The organism is Acinetobacter lwoffii, from assembly GCF_024129855.1.
In the GTDB taxonomy this organism is placed as follows: domain Bacteria; phylum Pseudomonadota; class Gammaproteobacteria; order Pseudomonadales; family Moraxellaceae; genus Acinetobacter; species Acinetobacter lwoffii_L.
In genome coordinates this window covers 91544-113498 of record NZ_JAMXXC010000006.1, presented here as the reverse complement: position 1 = coordinate 113498, position 21955 = coordinate 91544, and the positions used below count along the sequence as shown (strand labels likewise).

Here is a 21955-nt window from a genome sequence, read left to right as displayed (position 1 = left end):
TTTTTTTGATAATGAGAACTTATAAGAAATGTTGTCTCAAGTTCCAAAACCGGATGCGTGTTTAAGCTGCGGGGCGTGCTGCGCCTATTTCAGGGTTTCGTTTTATTGGGCTGAAGGAATTCATATGCCTGAGCACTATACCGAACCTGTGACAGCAGTCTATTCATGTATGGCTGGAACCAATCAAAAAAATCCACGCTGTATTGCACTTGATGGCACCATCGGCCAGCAGGTCAGCTGTGGTATGTATGAGCAGCGCAGTTCATCCTGCAAAGAAGTGCAGATTGCCGATGAGCAATGCAATAAGGCACGTATTGCACACAATATGTTGCCCTTTGTCCAGATTGAAACTGATGAAGCCGACAATGATGACAGTTTTGAATATGTCAGCTAAATCCATCCAAAGCAGAGCTTAGGCTCTGCTTTTCACTTCATTAAAATGATCGGGGTATATTTTAAAATAGGGAACTTCATGATCGGACGTATTATTGATACTGTTTTAGCACCCACATAGGTCTGCGTGTACGAAGCTTGAATAAAAAAATAATTTTGCAATTGCAATGAAATTTAAGCCGATATTTGTTTATAATAGTGCACGGAAATTACCAGTGAGACTGTTATGTTGACCATCGTTCAAGACGCGTTAACCTTCGATGATGTCCTATTACTCCCTGCCTATTCTACTGTTCTTCCAAAAGATGTCTCCCTAAAGACACGTTTAACTCGTGGCATTAACCTGAATATTCCTCTTGTGTCTGCAGCAATGGATACGGTGACTGAGTCCCGTATGGCAATTGCAATGGCGCAAAATGGTGGTATCGGTATTTTGCACAAGAACATGGATATCGCGGTTCAGGCTGCAGAAGTGCGCCGTGTGAAAAAATTCGAAGCGGGTATGGTCAAAGACCCGATTACAGTCACTCCTGAAACCACAGTACGTGAACTGATTGCGCTGACTCAAGCCAACAATATCAGTGGTGTACCCGTTGTGAAAGATGGCAAAGTGGTGGGTATCGTGACCGGTCGTGATACACGCTTTGAAACCAATCTTGAGCAGCCAGTCAGCAACATCATGACTGGTCAGGATCGTCTGGTGACAGTTCGTGAAGGCGAATCGAAAGAAAATATCCAAGCTTTATTGCAACAGCACCGTATTGAAAAAGTATTGGTGGTCAACGATCAGCAAGAGCTGAAAGGCTTAATTACGGTAACCGATTTCCGTAAAGCTGAATTGTATCCAAACAGCTGTAAAGATGATTTGGGTCGTCTGCGTGTTGGTGCTGCTGTCGGTACCGGTGCAGAAACGCCAAGCCGCGTAGAAGCCCTGGTTGACGCAGGTGTGGACGTGATTGTAGTCGATACTGCACACGGTCATTCTGCCGGTGTGATCGAACGCGTACGTTGGGTGAAAGCCAACTATCCACAAGTTCAGGTGATTGGCGGTAACATCGCGACAGGTGATGCTGCGCTGGCGTTACTTGATGCGGGTGCGGATGCCGTTAAAGTTGGTATTGGTCCTGGTTCAATTTGTACCACGCGTATTGTGGCGGGTATTGGTATGCCACAAATCTCTGCAATTGATTCTGTTGCCAATGCACTGAAAGATCAGATTCCTTTAATCGCAGATGGCGGTATCCGTTTCTCTGGCGATATGGCTAAAGCGATTGGTGCGGGCGCAAGCACGATTATGGTTGGTTCATTGATGGCTGGTACTGAAGAAGCACCAGGCGAAGTTGAATTCTTCCAGGGCCGTTACTACAAGGCTTATCGCGGTATGGGTTCATTGGGCGCGATGGCGGGTGCGACAGGTTCTGCTGACCGTTACTTCCAGGACTCCAAGGCCGGTGCCGAGAAGCTGGTTCCTGAAGGTATTGAAGGTCGCGTACCGTACAAAGGTCCAATGGGCAATATCGTGCATCAGATGATGGGCGGCCTACGTTCTTCGATGGGTTATACCGGTTCTGCGACGATTGAAGACCTGCGTCAGAATGCTAAGTTTGTGAAAATCACTTCTGCCGGTATGTCTGAGTCGCATGTACATGATGTGACCATTACCAAAGAAGCACCAAACTATCGCGTAGGTTAATTTCCTGTGATTTAAAATTTTAAAAAGCCGTCATGCAAATGACGGCTTTTTTATTTTGGTGTAAAGTGTGACTCAAGGAAAAAAATGGGTGATATCAATCATCCGCTAAGAAGTGAGATAAAGATGAGTTATTTTGGTACGGATGGTATTCGTGGAAAGTTTGGCGAATTGCCGATTACCCCTGAGTTTGCCCTGAAACTGGGATTTGCGGCTGGTAAAGTTTTAAAACGTCATAGTAAAAAATCCAAACCATTGGTGGTTCTGGGTAAAGATACCCGTTTGTCTGGTTATATCCTGGAAGCTGCCTTACAGGCAGGTTTAAATGCCGCTGGCGTTTATGTTCATCTTTTAGGTCCACTACCGACACCGGCGATTGCTCACTTGACCCGTGCCTTACATGCCAGCTTGGGTATTGTCATTTCCGCTTCGCATAACCCGTATTTTGATAACGGCATTAAGTTCTTCTCTGCGGAAGGTAAAAAATTGCCAGATGCTTTACAAGACGAAATTAATCAGGAACTTGAAAAAGATTTTGTGATTGAAGATACGGCGAATCTGGGTAAAAGTATCCGGGTTAAAGATGCCAACGGTCGCTATATTGAATTCTGTAAATCGACGTTCCCGTATCATCTGGATCTGAATGAACTCACCATTGTGGTGGATTGTGCCAATGGTGCAGCCTATAACGTGGGACCTGCAGTGTTCCGTGAACTGGGCGCACGTGTAATTGCGATTCACAATGAGCCGAGCGGTTTAAATATTAATGAGGGCTGTGGTTCAACGCATCCGGAAAGCTTGCAACAAGCCGTGATTCAACATCAAGCGGATTTGGGTATTGCCTTTGATGGGGATGCTGACCGTGTGGTTCTCGTAGATAAAGCCGGTAATCTGATTGATGGCGACCATATTCTTTATATTCTTGCGACTCAAAGCTCGAAAAAACCGGCAGGTATCGTCGGTACCTTAATGAGCAATATGGCGCTGGAACTGGCGCTGGAAAAAGCACAAGTGCCGTTATTACGTGCCAAAGTCGGCGACCGTTATGTATTGCAAGGTCTGGAAGAAAATGGCTGGGTAATTGGCGGTGAGCCTTCTGGTCATATTCTGACTTTAGACAAGAGCACCACAGGCGACGCCATTATTGCAGCCCTGCAAGTTTTAACCGTGATGGTTGAGCAGAAAAAAGCTCTGCATGAACTTGTGGCTGACTTTAAACTGTTGCCCAATGTCTTGGTCAATGTACGTTTAAATGCCATGTTTGATCCTTATTCAGTGCCTGCACTGGCAGCTGAATTTGAAAAAGCCGAACAGCAGCTTAAAGGTCGTGGCCGTTTATTGATTCGTAAATCTGGCACAGAACCTGTCATTCGTGTGATGGTCGAAGGCGATGATCTGGCTGAAGTCACCACACTTGCAAACAGCCTGGCAGATGCTGTGCGTGCCAATGCCGCTTAACGGGAACATAGATAATGAGTGATCTGATCAAGGATCTGAGTGAACTACGCCTGAATTATGAAAAAGGCGAGTTGCAGGAACAGCAAGTCAATCCGAATCCGCATATGCAATTCTTGCAATGGTTTAACCATGCACTGGAAGCAAAATTGCACGAGCCCTATGCCATGTCATTGGCAACAGCCAATGCACAAGGCCGTCCGCATGTGCGTACGGTATTGCTACGTGGAGCGACTGAAGCGGGATATGACTTTTATACCAACTATGATAGTCAAAAAGGTCTGGATCTGGCTGAAAATCCTTATGCCGAACTGTTGTTCTACTGGCAGGATCAGGAACGTCAGATTCGTATTTCGGGTCGTGTAAAGAAAATATCGGAAGAAGAATCGACCGATTATTATCATAAACGTCCACGGGAAAGCCAAATTGCCGCGCATATTAGTACCCCGCAAAGTGGCGTCGTGGCCAGTCGTGAGGAATTGCAGCAACGTTTTTGGGATTTGCATACCCAGGTTGCCAATCAGCAACAGCTGGACAAGCCGGTATTCTGGGGCGGTTATCGTCTCGAACCCGATTATTATGAATTCTGGCAGGGTCGTCCGAACCGTTTGCATGACCGTTTAAGTTATCGCAAAACCGATGCCGGCTGGACTTTAGAGCGCTTAATGCCATAACCATGCAAAAACTGGAAATCAAACAACGTCCATTGCTGACACGCCCTGAAAATTTACCGGGCGTCCCTGCATTTGTGGCCGAGATTCTGGCTCGTCGTGGGGTGGAATCCGAGCAGGAACTTGAGCTCAAGCTGAAGCATTTGCTGGCACCGACCATGAAAGGCTTGCCTGAAGCCATTCAATTGATGGATCAGGCGATTGATCATGGCCAGAAAATCGTGATTGTCGGCGATTATGATGCCGATGGCGCGACCAGTACTGCACTCATGGTGCTGGCACTGCGCGATATGGGCGCCAATGTTGAATATCTGGTACCAGACCGTTTTAAATATGGGTATGGATTGACGCCCGCAATTGCAGATCTGGCCTTTGTCAATTTCACGCCTGATTTACTGATTACCGTGGACAATGGCATTTCCAGCCATGACGGAGTAAAACAGGCGCAGGATCATGGCATGCAGGTGATCATTACTGATCACCATCTGACGACCAAGCCGACACCAAAAGCCGAAGCCGTGGTCAATCCCAATCAGCTCGGTTGCGACTTTCCAAGCAAAGCACTGGCTGGGGTCGGGGTGGCTTTTTATATACTGGCCAATCTGTCTACCCATCGCAAGAAACTTGGAAAATCCTCTACGGTAATTACCAATTATCTTGATCTGGTAGCGCTCGGTACCTATGCCGATGTCGCCAGTCTGGACTATAACAACCGGATTCTGGTTGATGCAGGTCTGAAACGCATTCAGCAAGGGCAGTGCCGTGCAGGAATCAGTGCACTGCTGGATATTGCCAAACGTGACCCTGCTGGTCTAAAAGCCCAAGATCTCGGTTTTGTTCTGGGCCCGCGAATTAATGCGGCTGGACGCATGGAAACCATGGACATCGGCATCGAATGTCTGCTGGCTCCTGATCTAGCAATGGCCTATCCACTGGCTGAACAGCTGAATCAGCTTAATGTCGAGCGCCGTCAGGTGGAAGGCAAAATCAAGCAGGACGCTTTAAACGAACTTGAGAAAATCCAGTTAGATGCGACGGCATTACCTGCTGCGCTGATCATGTTCGAACCGCATTGGCATCAGGGAGTGATCGGGATTGTAGCAGGGCGTTTAAAAGAGCAATTTCATCGTCCGAGTATTGTTTTTGCCGCGGATCAGGATGGGATTCATATCAAAGGTTCGGCGCGTTCGATTGAAGGTATTCATATTCGTGATGCGATTGAACAGGTGGCGGAGCAGTATCCCCATTTAGTCAGTCATTTTGGGGGACATGCAGCAGCAGCCGGTTTAACCCTGAAAAAAGAAAATTTCGCTGAGTTTAAGCAGGTCTTTGAAGCACTGATTGGTGTGATGGATGAGGATTTATTCACTGCGACTTTATGGACAGATGGAGAGTTGCCAGCTTCTGCTTTTCAGATCGAAACAGTCAATTTATTGCAGAATTTAAGTCCATGGGGGCAAAAATTTCCCCAGCCGATTTTTGACGGTGTGTTCAAAATTATGGACTATCGCTGGCTTAAGGACGTACATCTTAAATTGCGCGTGGCTTTGGAGAATGGTCAGGTCGTGGATGCGATCGCCTTCAATGCAGCGGATAAATATGACTTTGATCCGATGAAAGATACGCGTTTGGTCTATGAGCTGGATAAAAATGTCTTTAATGGCAATGTCAGTCTGCAAATGCGGATTATGCATTTAGAACAATAGACCATAAAAAACCGCTCGAGTGAGCGGTTTTTTTGCTTTTAATCGGAGAGATTAGAAGCGGTATGCACCACGTACGCCAAAGATATCAGCATTATCAGCAAAATTAATCGAACCTTCTAAGCTAACTTGTTGGTTAAAGAATTTTTTGGCACGAATAGTAAAAACATCATTACCTTCTAGGTCTGAGTCAGAGAATCCTAAGCCAACACTGAAAGTTTTGTCTAGATATAAATCTGCACCTAGGTTATAAGCATCGATATCACCGAAACTTGCACCACCTTCGAAGTTCATATCGTATTGACCGACTTGTGTTACATATTTGGCACGTAAAGTTGGATCAATTTCATCGTCTGCATTGTCTTCAGAAATACCTACAAGACCAAGTGCTACTAATAAGCCAGGAACAGGTAAATAACCCGCTTCAGCAGCGTAACCAGTTATGTCACCAGCATCATTATCAAAATGAGCAATGTTACCACTTAAATAAAAGTCTGAATTTGGAACAAAATACTCAATACCAGCACCAATGCCAAACGTGTCTGAATCATCTTGATAGCTTAATACACCATTCACATTGCTGGCACGGTTTAAGAATGCAGCTTCATTCAAAGGTGAATTTTTGACTTGGACCGAGTTGAAGTAGTAAGTCCCATCGATAGCAAAACCTACATCCGAACCACCTTGGTCATGATCAAGAAGATCAATAGAAGCCCCAACTTCAGTTTGATAAGCGTGTGCAGTTCCCAGGCCAGCAAGAAGCGCTGTAGCAAGAGCAAGTTTCTTAAGCATTTAGATTTCTCTCTTTGTTATAAAAATATGACTGTTTGATGAACAGTTGTAACAAATTGTACAGTTTATATTCGCCCCGTCAATGTGCAAAAATACCTAAATGCTTGTTAAGAGTGCAATAAAAAAACCCATCCGAGGATGGGTTTTCTATGAATGACTAATTTTTGGTTTTAGATTAGAAGCGGTACTTCGCTGCTACACCAAAGGTATTGTAGTCATTGTTAAACTGTTCACCAAAGCCGACACGGCCTTCTAAGCTCACTTGCTGGTTAATGAACTTACGTGCATTGATACCAAATTCGCTCTTGTCGGTAATATCATTGTTGTGATAATCAGCACCGACACTCAAGGTTTTGTCGATGAAATAATCTGCTGCCAGATTGTATTCATCTAAATCACCAAACGCTGCACCTGCTTCCAGGTTGATGTCTTTACCGTTGCTAAGTGTAGTGACATATTTAGCACGCAATGTTGGATCTACGCCATCATCATTGTCGTTATCCCAACCTTTTACACCCGCCGCAATCAATAGACCTGGCGCTGGCAGATAACCGACTTCAGCTGCATAGGTGGTTAAATCATTTTCTACATCATCATTGTCTTGCAGATCATGGCCATTGACGTTACCGCTTAAGTAGAAGTCAGAATTCGGTACGAAGTACTCTGCACCTACGCCATAACGATGCGCTTCAGAATCACCAATTTCATTATATTGATATTGCGCACTCACGTTGCTAGCACGATCAAGGAATGCTGCTTCTGCTAATGGTGCATTACGTGTTTGAACTGGATTGAAGTAATATGTACCATCAACGCCGAAAGAACCGCTAGTTCCACCGTTGTCAGGATCAACCACTCCTGCTGATGCACCAATTTCTGCTTGGTAAGCATGTGCTGCTGTACCAGTCATTGCTATTGCTGAAAGTAGTGCCGAAGCAATCGCTAATTTTTTCATGGTTACTACCCCTCAAATCGTGAGTTAAAAACATTACACTTTTTGTTACAACTTTCAGTCTAGAGCAATTCCAAAGATCGTCAATCAAAGGAAAGTTACAGTAATGTGAATAGCGTAATCTTGTGTAATTTTTTCTGAACAAGTGACTGAATAATAAAATTAAATTTATAATGTAGTGTTTTATTAAAAGTGTGTAGATATTGTGGAATCTATTGAATTCGCTGATTTTTTATACAGACCAATAAGAAATCCTAAATTATAAAATCAATTGCAAAATTATATTTCGGTCATAAAACGGGGCTAAAAAGCCGATAAAAATTTCGGATAAAAAGACGCAAAAGAGTCTATGAGATGTTGAAAATTGGATGAGGGAAATACAGGTCTAAATGCTCAAGACATTCGAGCCTTAGACTGAATGGATCGTTAAAATAGCGGAAATAGACTGTGCTATAATATCGGGCTAAGAATTTTGTGCCTAATTTTGATTGAGAGTAATTCACGTGGAAATTAATCCGTATCTAAACCAATTAAAAGACTTAAACGAACGTGGTCAAACACTACGGGGGTATCTTTGACTACGATCTGAAAAAAGAGCGTTTAGAAGAAGTCCTGCGTGAATTAGAAGATCCAACCATCTGGAATGACCAGAGTCGTGCCCAAGCGATGGCCAAAGAGAAAGGCGAGCTTGAAAATGTATTAAATGTGCTGGATGGCTTAAGTACCCAGCTTGAAGATGCACAGGCTTTGCTTGATCTGGCGGTTGAAGCGGATGATGAAAGCTTGCTAGAAGACGTACAGGCTGAACTGAGCACGGCTGAAGAAGAACTGGCCAAGCTTGAATTCCGCCGTATGTTCAATAATCCGATGGATCCAAACCCTTGCTATCTGGAAATTCAAGCCGGTTCAGGCGGTACAGAAGCACAGGACTGGGCGTCTATGTTGTTACGTATGTATCTACGCTGGATCGAACGTCATGGCTTTAAAGCAGAAGTGATGGAAGAGTCGGATGGCGATGTGGCCGGTCTTAAATCGGCAACTATCCGCGTAGAGGGTGAATATGCTTATGGCTGGTTGCGTACCGAATCAGGCGTACACCGTTTAGTGCGTAAGTCACCATTTGACTCGGGTAACCGTCGTCATACTTCATTCTCTGCAGTATTTGTTTCGCCGGAAGTTGATGACAATATTGAGATCGAAATCAATCCGTCCGATGTTCGTACCGATACCTATCGTGCATCAGGGGCGGGTGGTCAGCATATTAACAAAACAGATTCTGCCGTGCGTTTAACCCATGCACCGACCGGAATTGTGGTGGCCTGTCAGAACCAGCGTTCACAACATGCTAACCGTGACCATGCCTGGAAGCAATTACGTGCCAAACTTTATGAACTCGAGATGAGCAAACGTAACGAAGCGGCCCAAGCACTGGAAGATTCCAAGTCTGACATTGGTTGGGGTAGTCAGATCCGTTCATACGTGCTGGATGATTCGCGTATTAAAGACTTGCGTACAGGCGTCGAAAACTCGAATACCGGTGCGGTTCTGGATGGTGATCTGGATAAATTTATCGAAGCAAGCTTGAAACAGGGCTTGTAAGAAGTCGTTTGAATAGCTGGCGTAACCAAGCTTGTACAGACTGTGACTCTTATATCTAAAATTTTCGATATATAAATCGAAAAAATACGATATAATGGTCGCAGATGCTGAATAAAGTTTCGTTGCGCCACTGATTGTGATGTGCCTATGGACCTTGATCTAATTTTTAAAGCCTTAGCCAATCCGACCCGTCGACAAATTCTGGAGTGGTTAAAATCTCCGGAGCAATATCTGTCTGCGGAAGAGTGTGGTGGCTTTCAACGTGGGGTCTGTGCAGGTCAAATTGAACGTTTGGGCCAGGTTTCCCAGTCCACCATGTCCAATCATTTGTCTGTATTACAGCAGACTGGCCTGATCACTGCGACCAAGCATGGACAGTGGTCATATTTCTCCCGCAATGAAACTTTGATTCAACAATTTATCGAACACCTACAACAACACCTTTAACAGGTGGGAGTAACGATGGCTGAATTAAATTCTCCTTTAACGCTCGGTGCGTTAGAGCTTAAAAACCGTGTCATCATGGCGCCGCTGACCCGTAACCGCGCAACTGCTGATCGCGTTCCAACCCCAATGATGGTTGAGTACTATGCGCAACGTGCAAGTGCTGGCCTGATTATTTCTGAAGCCACAGTGATTTCTGAAGAAGCCAATGGCTATTTAAATACTCCAGGATTGTTTACCGATGCTCAGCTCGAAGGCTGGAAAAAGGTTACTCAAGCGGTTCATGAGAAGGGCGGTCTGATTGTTGCCCAGCTTTGGCATGTTGGTCGTGTATCGCATCCGGATCTGTTAAATGGTGAAACACCAGTCTCTGCAAGTGCAGTACAACAGGCGGGTCATGTCAGCTTGTTACGTCCAAAACGTCCATACGTTACGCCACGTCCTTTGGAAGTTTCTGAAATTCATGCCATTACCGAGCAATACAAGCAAGCTGCGATTCGTGCTAAAGAAGCCGGTTTTGATGGTGTTGAATTACATGCTGCCAATGGTTATCTGATTGACCAGTTCTTGCAAAGCAAAACCAATCAGCGTGAAGATGAATACGGCGGTTCAGTGGAAAATCGTACACGTTTCCTTCTAGAAGCAACTGATGCACTGATTGAAGTATGGGGCGCAGATCGTGTAGGGGTGCATTTTGCGCCGCGTTGTGATGACCATGACATGGGCGACAATGATCCACGTGAAACATTTGGCTATGCCATGGAGCAGCTGGGTAAGCGCAAGATTGCCTTCTTCTTTACCCGTGAATATCTGGCAGAAGACAGTATTTCTGAATATATGAAACAGCGCTCAAATGGAGTGCCTTATATTGCCAATATGCAACTAAGTCGTGAAGATGCCATTGAATTACTGGCTTCAGGCAAGGCCGAAGCGGTATCTTTTGGCAAAGCTTATATTGCCAATCCGGATCTATATGAACGTCTGCTCGAAGATGCGCCGCTGAATGAACTGAAGCTGGAAAATATGATCGGAACCAATGTCGCGGAAGGCTATATTGATTATCCGACATTGGCTGAAGCAGAAGCTTTAACTACAGTAGAATAATCTAAAAATGAGCCACATTGATTAACATGTTGATGTGGCTCTGCTATATTCTGCCGATTAAATCTTTGGACAGGGGCGCAATGTGGCCACTCCATTTTGGTATAATGCAGCCTTGGCGCTGGTTAAACCCTTATATCAATCGCGTATTCGTAAACGTGCGACCGATCCTGAACAATTACAACAAGAACTGACAGAACGTTTTGGCCCGTTTCAGCCACCCAAAAACCTGCATGCTATCTGGTTTCATGTGGTGTCGGTGGGCGAAACCAACGCGGCCCAACCGTTAGTTGAACATTATTTAAAACTCGGTCATCCGGTGCTGGTCACCAATACCACCAAAACCGGTCAGGCCCGGGTAAAATCGCTGTTCTTAAAGCCACCTTACTTAGACTTATTTCAGGCCGTGTATTTGCCTGCTGACCAGAAAACCTTAATTCGTGAGTTTTATCAAAAATATCAGCCGAAACTTTTATTGCTGATGGAAACTGAACTTTGGCCGAATCTGCTGGATCAGGCACCCCAGTTTAATGTGCCAAGTGTATTGTTGAATGCGCGTCTGTCCGAAAAATCCGCCAAAGGCTATGCCAAGGTCAAAGGTTTGACCCGTGGCATGCTCAAGAATTTAACTGGTCTTTTGGCACAGGATACAGCTACCCAGCAACGTTATATCCAGTTGGGAATCGCAGCTGAAAAAACCCAAGTTTTGGGCAATATCAAATTTGATATTACTGCGCCCGAGCGCTTTATTCATCAGGCAGATCAATTGAAACAGGAGTGGCAGTTAGGGGGGCGAAAGATCGTCACGTTAGCTAGTACTCATGCTCCTGAAGAAAAAGAAATTCTGAGTGTTTTAAAAGCTGCTTTAGAAGCTGATCCATATTTGGTCTGTATTGTGGTACCGCGCCATCCGGAACGTTTTGATGAGGTGTTCCAAGCTGCACAGTCTTTGGGATTGAAAATCCAGCGTCGAAGTCTAGGGCAACATATTAAAGCAGATACCCAGGTTTATTTGGCCGATTCGATGGGTGAAATGTGGCTTTGGTATGCTTTGAGTCAGGCATGTTATGTGGGTGGTTCTTTAAATGAACCAGGTGGTGGACATAATATTTTGGAGCCGATTGCGCTGAATGTGCCGACTGTTTTAGGCAAAAACTATTTTAATTTTCAGACCATCGTGGATGAGTTTGTTCAATCGGATGCAGTCGCAGTAGTACAGAATGTCCAGCAGGCTGCAGAAGTATTACTGGAACTTTTGCAAGATCAGGTTAAGGCGGAAAACTTGAATGCGGCAGCGCAGCAAATTATGCAGTTAAATACAGGATCGCTTGCCAAGCATATTCAGGTGATTGATCAGTATCTTTAATTTACCTTGATAAGTAACAGATATTGGATTTACCAAGACGGCAGGGATGCCGTCGTTAGGCTGATGATACAGGGAAGTATCATCAACCTAACAAAAGCGTTTTGCCTACTTTTACGCTGTAAAAAGTAGGGAGAAGCCTACACGATGATAAGTCACTATAGAGCTTTATTTAAGGCTTGTCCTACAATAACCGAGTTTCGATTTGGCTTAGTATTTCTTTGTATTTCTTTTTCAAAGTGATTACCTTACTTTTGTCGGGCCATGAAGGGCATACCCTGCAAGACAAAAGCCCTTTATTTCACTGATGCTGCATCCCTGCAGCACAGTGAAATTGGCGACATCCCTGTCGCCACCCTCTAGCCAATAGAGGGATATATCATATTTTTTTGGTCTTCTTTTTTATGAACATCATCCTGCTTGATTCACGTCAAACCGAAGCTGAATTCTGGTCCATTACTTCCACTCGGCAACTGGAACATTTACAGCAGCGTTTGCAGATTCAGGTGGGGGATACGTTAAAAGTCGGAATTCGGGAAGGTCAGCGTTACCTGACTGAGATTGTCGAAATCTCTGAAAAAGCAGTGCGCTTGAAACCGCTGCAACAAGAAACTGTTCCAGAAAAATTGCCAGTGACTTTAATTGTGGCTTTACCACGTCCGAAGGTGCTGCGCCGTCTGATCATGGACAGTGTCACTTTGGGCGTTGAAAAAATCATTTTACTGCATAGCTACCGCGTTGATAAAAGCTATTGGCAAACGCCATTTTTACAACAGTTAAATCATTATATCGAGTTGGGACTGGAACAGGCAGGGGATACGGTTGCTCCGAAAATCGAGCTGTATAAACGCTTTAAACCCTTTGTTGAAGACATCTTGCCAGGATTGATTAGTACGGATGGTCCGGCTTATGTGGCACATCCTTATGCAGAGCAGGCGATGCCATTTGCTATTGATCATCCCTGTACGATTGTTATCGGTCCGGAAGGCGGATTTATTCCATATGAAGTTGATTTACTCATAAAAAACGGCTGCCAGGCTGTGAGTCTGGGCAACCGTATTATCCGTACAGAAACTGTGATTCCTTATGTTTTAGGTCGACTGTTTAGCACGTGCTGAAGCTTCTTCATTGCCTTCGCCACGATAGACTTTGACTTCCTGTACCGGATAAGGAATCGAAATATTATGCTCGGCAAAAGCCTGAATCACCCGTTCCTGCACCGCACTGATTGAAGTTCCGGTGCCGGTTTCAGTGGTATCGACCCACCAGAAAGCTTTTAGGGTAATAGAAAAGTCAGCCAGCGCCGTTACGTTGACACTAAAGCCTGGCTGGCTCAGGATGGTTGGATCTTTATCTAAAATAGCGGTGATCAGGTCCTTGGCTTTCTGGATGTCATCTTCATAGCCGATGCCCACCACGAATTCGCAGCGGCGACGGGTATAGGCGGTATTGACAGTCACTGCACTGGTGTAGACCGTAGCATTTGGAATGACGATACGACGGCCATCCGGGGAACGTAAAAAAGTTGCACGAATCTGGATATCTTCGACCGTCCCTTCCATGCCATTCACGATAATGTCATCGCCAATCTTGAACGGTTCACTGAGCAGAATTAACACGCCAGACAGCAGGTTCTGGAAAATATCCTTGAAGGCAAAACCAATCGCGACCGAACCAATTCCGAGGGCACTCATCAGCTGACCCGGGGTAAAGCCAGGAACAGCAATCACCAGTCCAATCAGAATACCAAAGAAAATAATAAAGGTACTGCCGACACGGTTGAGGACCAATACCAGATTCTGGCGGGTATAAGAACGGTTTTCCAAAGTTTTACGTACGAAAAACTTGAAGACTTTGGAGAGTAACCAGAAAATCGTAATCACGATCAGTGCGATACAGAAATAAGGCACACGCTCCCAGAAGCCCTCCATGATTTTGTCAATAGTGCTGTAGGCATCATTATACTTGGCGGTATGTTCAATCACGGTCTTGGTCGTTTTTTCAGTTGCCTGATGTAACAACTCCGTGGTGCCCTCAGTTACCTGGCTTAAGGTATTGTTTTGCTCTGCCACAAAAATTCCACAATTCAAATTTTGCCTATTTTGCCTGATGTTCAGCAAAAAATTAATAAGGGCTCGAAGTCACCATTGGATAATTTTAAAAATAACGGCGCTGTTGTTAAAAGTATTTGGTGGTTTTTTGCATCATTTCCGTGGGGGTAGGTGTTTGTTCTTCACCGCTCATATAACTGAATAAAGCGATAGATCCCAACAGGCTAAGCAGGGTCAGGATAATCATCAGCCAGGCCAGAATTTTTTCCCAGAGCAAGGTCATCCGTGCCGGGCCATACTGATTAGTGCCTCGATCGCCCGAACCAAAAACGATATAAAGCCATACAAAAATGTTTACTAGCGGCAGCAAAAATAATAGCGCCCACCAGCCACTGCGGTTCATATCATGCAAACGGCGAACGGTCACCACTAAAGCGAAATACACATAGACCAGAACCATGGCCAGTACAACAATACTGGCCAAACCTTGCAGTGAAATCAGCCAGTTGGGATCCATGGAGTGGGTAGAAATATTCACAATATCAATGCTGAGACCCAGTGCGATACTGCCAAATAAAAAAATGAAATACAGAAATGCCGACCAGGCAATAAAGCTCAAGCGCCCGAAGCGACCTTTCATCGACAGGGGATGATCCGATGCAGGCAGCGCAGGCGGGCTAAAGTAGGGAGATTCAGGCGATTTCATAAAGCGTATCCTGCTAAATCAGATGAAATAACCACAAGCGGTCAATTTTATTTTTAAGGGCTGTGCTACAGATCATACACATTTGCGCAGAAGATTCTGTACTGTAAGTTGTGGTTTATTTTGATTGAATTTGTATAAATAATCTACGACGAAAGCATGATTGCCGGATTTGAAATAAGCAGGCCATACTGCCATTATGCATAAAAAACAATCAACAACGCAGCATTAACCTCTCGTGATGAGATAGAACAAAATCAAGGAAGTGACCTATGCAAGAGATCTATCCAGTACCCGAAGAATTTAAAAAAACAGCACGTACGCTCGAAGACCAGTACTTTGAACGTTATCAATATTCTATAGAACAGCCAGATAAATTTTGGGCAGAACAGGCGCAACGTCTGGACTGGATCAAGCCCTTCACCCAAGTCAAAAATACCAGCTTTAACAAAGACGATTTTAAAATCGAATGGTTTGCCGATGGTCAGCTCAATGTCAGTGCCAACTGTCTGGATCGGCACCTGAAAGAACATCCTTATAAACCGGCCATCATCTGGGAAGGGGATCATCCTTCGCGGCACAAGATTATTTCCTTTGCCGAGCTGCATGATGAAACCTGCCGTTTTGCCAATGTGCTGAAGAAAAATGGCATCCAGAAAGGCGACCGGGTCATGCTGTATATGCCGATGGTTTCTGAAGCTGCGATTGCTATGTTGGCCTGTGCCCGGATCGGGGCGGTGCATTGCGTGGTATTTGGTGGTTTCTCGCCAGATTCTTTGGCCAGCCGGATTGAAGACTGTCAGGCGAAAATGGTGATTACTGCGGATTCCGGCATGCGCGGCGGTAAGGCCATTCCACTGAAAGCCAATGTCGATGAAGCACTGAAACTGGCGGGTACAGACTCGATTCAAAATGTAATGGTGGTACACCGCACCGGTAACCCAATTGAAATGCAGGAAGGACGTGATCTGTGGTATCACACGGAAATTATGTCAGTGAATGACATCTGTCCACCCGAACCGATGAATGCCGAAGATCCGCTGTTTATCCTGTATACCTCAGGTTCCACCGGCAAGCCCAAGGGCGTGATGCATACCACTGGCGGTTATCTGACCTATGTGAATTGCACCTTCCGTGAAGCATTTGATATCAAGCAGGATGATGTATTCTGGTGTACCGCAGATGTGGGCTGGATCACCGGGCATTCCTATGTACTGTATGGGCCACTTTCGAATGGTACCACCACCGTGATGTTTGAAGGTGTGCCGCAATATCCAAGCTGGGCGCGTACTGGACATATTGTTGATAAGCATAACGTGACCATTCTCTATACTGCACCGACCGCGATCCGCGCCATGATGCGTGAGGGCGATGCTTTTGTACGGGAAAGTGACCGTAGCAGCCTGAGAATTTTAGGATCGGTCGGTGAGCCAATTAATCCGGAAGCCTGGAACTGGTACTACACCGTGGTCGGTGAAAGCCGCTGTCCCGTCATCGATACCTGGTGGCAAACCGAAACTGGCGGTTTTATGATTACGCCATTGCCGGGTGCGACTGATTTAAAACCAGGTTCTGCGACACGGCCTTTCTTCGGGGTACAACCGGCTATTGTCGATGCTGATGGCAAGGAACTGGAGGGTGAAGCTGAGGGAAATCTGGTGATTAAGGATTCCTGGCCGGGTCAGATGCGTACCATTTGGGGAGACCCGGAGCGTTTTATTGAAGCTTATTTCTCTACCTATCCCGGTACTTATTTTACCGGAGATGGGGCGCGTCGCGATAAAGATGGTTATTACTGGATTACCGGTCGTGTCGATGATGTCCTGAATGTATCCGGACACCGCTTAGGTACAGCAGAAATTGAAAGTGCACTGGTGGCGCATGAATCCGTGGCTGAGGCCGCTGTAGTCGGGATGCCGCATGACATTAAAGGCCAGGGAATTTGTGCTTTTGTGACCTTGCAGGCTGATGTGGCCAGTTCAGATCAATTACGTGCCGAACTGGTCAGCTGGGTGCGCAAGCTTCTTGGTCCGGTAGCGACCCCGGATGCGCTGCACTGGGCACCGGCTTTGCCAAAAACCCGTTCCGGGAAAATTATGCGTCGGATATTGAGAAAGATTGCAGCCGATGAGCTGGATAGTCTCGGAGATACTTCAACCCTGGCTGAACCGCAAGTGGTGGATCATCTGATTGCAGAGGTACAGCGTAATAACGCTTAAATTTAAGCTTTTCCAATACCGGCATCCCGCCGGTATTTTTATATCGGGAATAAGCTCTGCATGCTTTCGGATATAGTGACAGGCTGCAATCTGCTAAGCTCAAGCCATGCTGAATATAGGTCCAAAAACAATGAATATACGACAATCATATCTCGATCAGTTGCCCTTAGAGATTGCCCGGCAACTGGCTGAAACTTTCGCCCAGACTGCAGCAGAACGGGATAAACAGGGGGGGAATCCCAAAGCCGAACGTGACCTGATTCGCCAGAGTAGCTTGCTTGGCCTGTCTATTCCGAAGCACTATGGTGGTCAGGGTGCCGACTGGCAGACCATTTTTAGCACCATTCAGACCATTGCCCAAGTCGACAGTTCATTGGCCCATGTCTACGGCTTTCACCATTTGCTGATTGCGACCGTTCAATTATTTTCTCAACCTGAACAATATGGTGCGTGGTTTGAACAGACTGCCCAAAATAATCTGTTTTGGGGTAATACTCTAAATCCACTGGATCGTCGTACCACAGTTACAAAAGTTTCAGAAAACGAATATATTTTCCATGGTGATAAAAGCTTCTGCTCAGGTTCGATTGATTCGGATATGTTGCTGTGTTCAGGTTATGACGAAGCAGGAAAATTACTGATAGGAGTGATTCCTACCTGGCGAGAGGGCGTGAGCTTTCTGGGCGACTGGAACAATATGGGCCAACGCCAGACCGACAGTGGTACCAGCCATTTTGAGCAGGTCAAAATTCATGAAGATGAATTGCTGTTAAATCCCGGTCCACTGAGTACGCCATATTCCAGTCTACGGCCTTTGATTGCCCAGCTGATTTTTGTGCATCTGTTTTTGGGCGTGGCAGAAGGGGCATTTGACGTCGCCAAGCAGACCGTACAAACCCAAAAAGCCTGGTCCAAATCACTGGCAGACGATGCAGTGAATGATCCTTTTATCCAGAAGCATTTTGCCGAGTTTTATGTACAACTGGAAAGTGTACGCTTACTGGCAGATAAAGCGGTTCAGACTTTACAGGCAGCCTGGGAGCTTGGGAATGATTTAACAGCTGAGCAGCGCGGTGAAGTCTCAGTTGCCATTGCCACAGCCAAAATTGCCGCAACCAATACCTCTCTCTATATTACCCAGAATATTTTCCAGGTGATGGGTGCGCGGGCCACCACGGCCAAGCTCAATCTGGACCGTTTCTGGCGTAATGTCCGCACCCAGACCTTGCATGATCCGATCGATTATAAGTATCAGGAAGTGGGGGAATGGGTGCTGACTGGAAAAGTGCCTGATCCAAGCTTTTATTCCTGATCTGAAAATAAAACAGCCTCTTTATCAGAGGCTGTTTTATTCTGGATGAAAAAGTTTGGTTTTAAATTTGCTTGAAAGCTTCAATCGCTCTTACACGAGAGGCTTTTAAATCCACGATCGGTTTTGGATAATCCAGTGCAAGATCCAGATTTTTGGCATAGGGGTCATGAATGCTTTCGGCATCCAGATGCGCCAGTTCTGGCACCCATTGACGGATGTAATCTCCATTCGGATCAAACTTCTGTGACTGGCTGACCGGGTTAAAAATCCGGAAATAGGGTACGGCATCCATGCCGGTCGAAGCACACCATTGCCAACCGCCATTGTTCGCCGCCAGATCACCATCAATCAGATACTGCATAAACCAGCGTTCTCCCAAGCGCCAGTTTATCAGCAGGTTTTTACATAGAAACATCGCAGTAATCATGCGCACCCGGTTATGCATCCAGCCAGTGGCCCGCATTTGCCGCATACCGGCATCGACAATCGGAATCCCGGTTTGTCCTTGTTGCCATGCAGCCAGATCTTCAGGTGCATTGCGCCACTGGATTTTATCGGTATTTTCCTTAAAAGGCCGATGTCTGGATACACGGGGAAAATCAAACAGGGTATGTAGATAAAACTCGCGCCAGAGCAGTTCATCCAGCCAGGTCTGCTGACCGATATCATCAATCTGGAAATATCCATCCTTAAACAGGGTCTGCATACATTGACGGATTGAGAGGATGCCTATATTCAGATACGGTGACAGGCGACTGGTGCCATCGACTGCAGGTAGATCTCGAACGGTTTTATAATGAGCCATTTTATCCTCGATAAAATCATCGAGCAGCTCAAAGGCAGCTTGATCTTTTGTAGGCCAGAGCTGGGCAGTATGATCGACAGAATAATCAGCCGCAAATTTTTGAAGATCAAAGCTGGTCAGCTGGTCTGGTAATTCAAGCGGATCTTGAGGCTGAATGGCAGGATAGCAGCCTGGTATATTCTGAATCAGTCGCTCATAGCACTTTTTCTTGAATGCGCTATAGACCTGATAGGGTTGATTGGACTGATTGCGGATACTGGTCAGTGGAAACAGGCTGCGATCATGATACAGCTCGACCCGGATCTGCTGCTGTTCCAGTATCTGCTGTACCTGTGCATCACGTTGCAGTTCATGCACGCCCACTTCAATATTGGCATGTAGCGTATCAATCTGCAGTTTTTGGCACAGGCTTCGCATTTCGGCCGGCAGGTCTTGCCATAAGGGAACATTTAAAATGATTAATGGAATATTCAGCTGCGCTAACTGCTGCTTTAAGATAATGAGTCGACGCAGATAAAAATCGATTTTAATCCGGGCATCCTGATGCAGCTTCCATTGTTCGGGAGAGAGCACCATCACTGCTATACAGCTGCCTTGCTGGGTGGCATGCCAGAGCGCGGCATGATCATGAATGCGGAGGTCTTGACGAAACCAGATCAGTTGCATTGTTAAAATTCTTGGAAAGTCGTTAGTGCAGAATTTTAAGGAATTGATGGTCTTAAACCTAGCCAGACAACAATTTTATCACATAAAAAAATCCCCCAAGCCGAGCCTTGAGGGAGGGAGTGAATCTGCTGAGATTTATTTGAATAATTATACGGGCTCAGCTTCTTCTTGCTGCACAGGCGTTGCCTGTTGTGCTTCAAGCTCACGGACCAAAGGCAGCACCTTCTGGCCAAAATATTCGACTTCTTCAATAAAGTGCAAAAAGCCTGACAGAATTAGATCGACACCGACTTTTTTCAGCTCGATAATCCGTTCAGCAATCTGCTGCGGTGTCCCGATCAGATTGGTGCGGAACCCGTCATTGTATTGCACCAGATCTTCAAAGGTGGATTGGGCCCAGTTGCCTTCACCTTCCTGACTTGCCGTGCCAGCTTCACGGGTCGCTTCACCAAAGGATTTTACTGCCTGCACATTGGCCTTGCTAATAATTTCCTGCAATACAGCCTGAGCTTCTTCTTCGGTATCCCGTGCAATCACAAAGGCATTTACGCCGATTTTCACCGAGTGATGATTTGCCTTGGCTTTTTCACGAATATCATCGATCTGTTTTTTCAGCTCTTCCGGGGTATTGCCATTGGTGAAGTACCAGTCAGATACGCGAGAAGCCATATCACGTGCTGCCCGGGAACTGCCGCCCTGAAAGATTTCAATATGCGGTTTTTGTAGTGGTTTCGGACTCAAGGTATAGTCTTTAAATTGATAATATTTACCTTCAAAATTAAAGTTATTCTGGGTCCAAACCCCTTTCAGGCTACGGATAAATTCTTCCGAACGGGCATAACGCTCGTCATGCTCCGGCCACTCTTCCCCAATCGCATCAAACTCACCGCGGAACCAGCCACTGACCACATTGATCGCGATCCGGCCATTGCTCAGATGGTCAATCGTCGCCAGTTGTTTTGCAGCCAGTGCCGGCTTCCATGGACCCGGCAGAATCGCGGCAATGACTTTCAGGCGTTCAGTTTTGGCCAGAATGCCATGACTGAAGCTGACCGATTCATGCTGGTTTTCTGCGTTATAGCCGGCAGTAAAACGGATCTGGGTCAGGGCATAATCAAAGCCTGCCTGTTCAGCGGTTTGTGCCAGACGCACGTTATAGTCATAGCTCCAGTCGGTGCGCTGCTCGATATTACTAACCACCAGGCCACCACTGACATTCGGCACCCAATAGGCAAATACGATATTTTTATCATTCGACATATTCATCACCCTCTGCAATGCTGTGTTCAAGCCACTTGAGTCTTTGGTGCTTTCTTGCTGTGCAAGCGCGATTCTGCGGCATCCAGGCTCGGCACGGCTGCTGAAGGCAGCACTTCTTCCTGTTCGATCTGCTTGTTAATGCCCAGATTTTGACTGGCTTGAATGGTTTTTTCTTTGATGACTTCAGCACGTTGTCCCTTGGCTGGTGCCCATTCAAGAATCGGCAAGGCACGCGCCACAGCTAGGGTAATCCGGTCGCGGAGCAATTCACTGTGAATGGTATATTCAGGGGTGAAATCGCGGTCGGTGGCATAGACCCCAATCGGTAAAGTCTGTGCCTGAAAGAAGCTGAATAAAGGACGCAGTTGATGTTCAAGCACCAGCGCATGACGGTCACTGCCACCAGAAGCTGCCAGTAATACCGGAACATCGACCAGCGCCGTTTGCTCAACAAAGTCAAAGAAATGCTTGAACAGGCCGGTAAATGAAGCGCGGTACACAGGAGTGCCAACAATCAGCGCATCTGCGGCTTCTACTGCTGCCAGATCATTCTGAACGCGTTGCGGCAACTGATTGCGATAAATCGCGCCGCCCAAGAGCGAACCAATTTCACTAAATTTAATGAAATGCACATTGATTGGTGTCGCTTCCCCAAGCTCATCCAGAATGGCCTGAACCAAGGCTTCGGTTTTTGAGGGGTGATTTAAACCGCCAGATACGGCAACAATATTTAAGGGTTTTTGCGCATTAAAATTAGACATATTTAGAACCTGAAA

At 46.0% G+C, this 21955-nt stretch carries 19 protein-coding genes; 12 read left to right on the top strand and 7 right to left on the bottom strand.

Going from position 1 to position 21955, the window contains the following annotated elements:
- Window positions 1-28: 28 nt before the first annotated feature.
- The 5 genes from NI465_RS07305 to recJ all read left to right on the top strand — a co-directional run bounded on the left by NI465_RS07305 (window position 29) and on the right by recJ (window position 5915).
- Complete coding sequence (locus NI465_RS07305; RefSeq protein ID WP_080591854.1) at window positions 29-394, top strand: YkgJ family cysteine cluster protein; 366 nt, start codon at window positions 29-31, stop codon at window positions 392-394.
- Window positions 395-619: 225 nt separating this feature from the next.
- Window positions 620-2086 (top strand): IMP dehydrogenase, encoded by a 1467-nt coding sequence (gene guaB / locus NI465_RS07300; protein ID WP_004281332.1) that lies wholly within the window; start codon window positions 620-622, stop codon window positions 2084-2086.
- 123 nt (window positions 2087-2209) lie between these two features.
- Window positions 2210-3541 (top strand): phosphoglucosamine mutase, encoded by a 1332-nt coding sequence (gene glmM / locus NI465_RS07295; RefSeq protein WP_004281334.1) that lies wholly within the window; start codon window positions 2210-2212, stop codon window positions 3539-3541.
- 14 nt (window positions 3542-3555) lie between these two features.
- Complete coding sequence (gene pdxH, locus NI465_RS07290; protein ID WP_253144872.1) at window positions 3556-4212, top strand: pyridoxamine 5'-phosphate oxidase; 657 nt, start codon at window positions 3556-3558, stop codon at window positions 4210-4212.
- Window positions 4213-4214: 2 nt separating this feature from the next.
- Window positions 4215-5915 carry a single-stranded-DNA-specific exonuclease RecJ gene (gene recJ / locus NI465_RS07285; protein ID WP_253144870.1) on the top strand — a complete coding sequence of 567 codons (1701 nt, stop codon included), beginning with the start codon at window positions 4215-4217 and terminating at the stop codon, window positions 5913-5915.
- A gap of 51 nt (window positions 5916-5966) precedes the next feature.
- Here the strand turns inward: recJ and NI465_RS07280 are convergent, their stop codons facing one another.
- Together NI465_RS07280 and NI465_RS07275 are read right to left on the bottom strand one after the other, a co-directional pair.
- A complete protein-coding gene (locus NI465_RS07280; protein ID WP_004281339.1) occupies window positions 5967-6704 on the bottom strand; it encodes a putative porin in 738 nt (245 codons plus the stop codon).
- 175 nt (window positions 6705-6879) lie between these two features.
- Window positions 6880-7659 (bottom strand): putative porin, encoded by a 780-nt coding sequence (locus tag NI465_RS07275; protein ID WP_005108142.1) that lies wholly within the window; start codon window positions 7657-7659, stop codon window positions 6880-6882.
- 500 nt (window positions 7660-8159) lie between these two features.
- Between NI465_RS07275 and prfB the strand changes: the two genes are divergently transcribed.
- The 5 genes from prfB (at window position 8160) to NI465_RS07250 (ending at window position 13281) form a co-directional block, all read left to right on the top strand.
- Window positions 8160-9255, top strand: a protein-coding gene (prfB, locus tag NI465_RS07270; protein ID WP_253144869.1) for a peptide chain release factor 2 whose coding sequence is annotated in 2 segments (ribosomal slippage) — window positions 8160-8231 and window positions 8233-9255 — 1095 coding nt in all. Because the reading frame shifts where the segments join, the coding sequence is not laid out codon by codon here.
- Between the two features lie 147 nt (window positions 9256-9402).
- A complete protein-coding gene (locus NI465_RS07265) occupies window positions 9403-9702 on the top strand; it encodes an ArsR/SmtB family transcription factor (protein ID WP_004281346.1) in 300 nt (99 codons plus the stop codon).
- Between the two features lie 15 nt (window positions 9703-9717).
- Window positions 9718-10803, top strand: a complete 1086-nt coding sequence (locus NI465_RS07260) for an alkene reductase (RefSeq protein WP_253144867.1) — start codon at window positions 9718-9720, stop codon at window positions 10801-10803.
- 82 nt (window positions 10804-10885) lie between these two features.
- Window positions 10886-12166: a 3-deoxy-D-manno-octulosonic acid transferase gene (locus tag NI465_RS07255; RefSeq protein ID WP_253144866.1), complete on the top strand. Its 1281-nt coding sequence runs from the start codon at window positions 10886-10888 to the stop codon at window positions 12164-12166.
- A 401-nt stretch (window positions 12167-12567) separates the two neighbouring features.
- Complete coding sequence (locus tag NI465_RS07250; protein WP_253144864.1) at window positions 12568-13281, top strand: 16S rRNA (uracil(1498)-N(3))-methyltransferase; 714 nt, start codon at window positions 12568-12570, stop codon at window positions 13279-13281.
- Here NI465_RS07250 and NI465_RS07245 read toward each other — a convergent pair.
- Window positions 13255-14235 carry a mechanosensitive ion channel family protein gene (locus NI465_RS07245; RefSeq protein ID WP_114540950.1) on the bottom strand — a complete coding sequence of 327 codons (981 nt, stop codon included), beginning with the start codon at window positions 14233-14235 and terminating at the stop codon, window positions 13255-13257. The two genes, NI465_RS07250 and NI465_RS07245, sit on opposite strands and share 27 nt — an antisense overlap.
- Window positions 14236-14341: 106 nt before the next feature.
- Window positions 14342-14920 (bottom strand): DUF805 domain-containing protein, encoded by a 579-nt coding sequence (locus NI465_RS07240; RefSeq protein ID WP_005250357.1) that lies wholly within the window; start codon window positions 14918-14920, stop codon window positions 14342-14344.
- 269 nt (window positions 14921-15189) lie between these two features.
- Between NI465_RS07240 and acs the strand changes: the two genes are divergently transcribed.
- The gene (gene acs / locus NI465_RS07235; protein WP_253144861.1) at window positions 15190-17136 is read left to right on the top strand and encodes an acetate--CoA ligase; all 1947 of its coding nucleotides are present in this window, start codon (window positions 15190-15192) and stop codon (window positions 17134-17136) included.
- A gap of 130 nt (window positions 17137-17266) precedes the next feature.
- On the top strand, window positions 17267-18448 hold the full coding sequence (locus tag NI465_RS07230) for an acyl-CoA dehydrogenase family protein (RefSeq protein ID WP_253144858.1): 1182 nt from the start codon (window positions 17267-17269) through the stop codon (window positions 18446-18448).
- A 61-nt stretch (window positions 18449-18509) separates the two neighbouring features.
- Here the strand turns inward: NI465_RS07230 and NI465_RS07225 are convergent, their stop codons facing one another.
- From NI465_RS07225 to msuE, 3 genes are all read right to left on the bottom strand, one after another.
- A complete protein-coding gene (locus NI465_RS07225; RefSeq protein WP_253144855.1) occupies window positions 18510-19919 on the bottom strand; it encodes a cryptochrome/photolyase family protein in 1410 nt (469 codons plus the stop codon).
- Window positions 19920-20066: 147 nt separating this feature from the next.
- Complete coding sequence (gene sfnG, locus NI465_RS07220) at window positions 20067-21179, bottom strand: dimethylsulfone monooxygenase SfnG (RefSeq protein WP_253144852.1); 1113 nt, start codon at window positions 21177-21179, stop codon at window positions 20067-20069.
- A 26-nt stretch (window positions 21180-21205) separates the two neighbouring features.
- A complete protein-coding gene (gene msuE / locus NI465_RS07215; protein ID WP_004647265.1) occupies window positions 21206-21940 on the bottom strand; it encodes an FMN reductase in 735 nt (244 codons plus the stop codon).
- Window positions 21941-21955 lie beyond the last annotated feature (15 nt).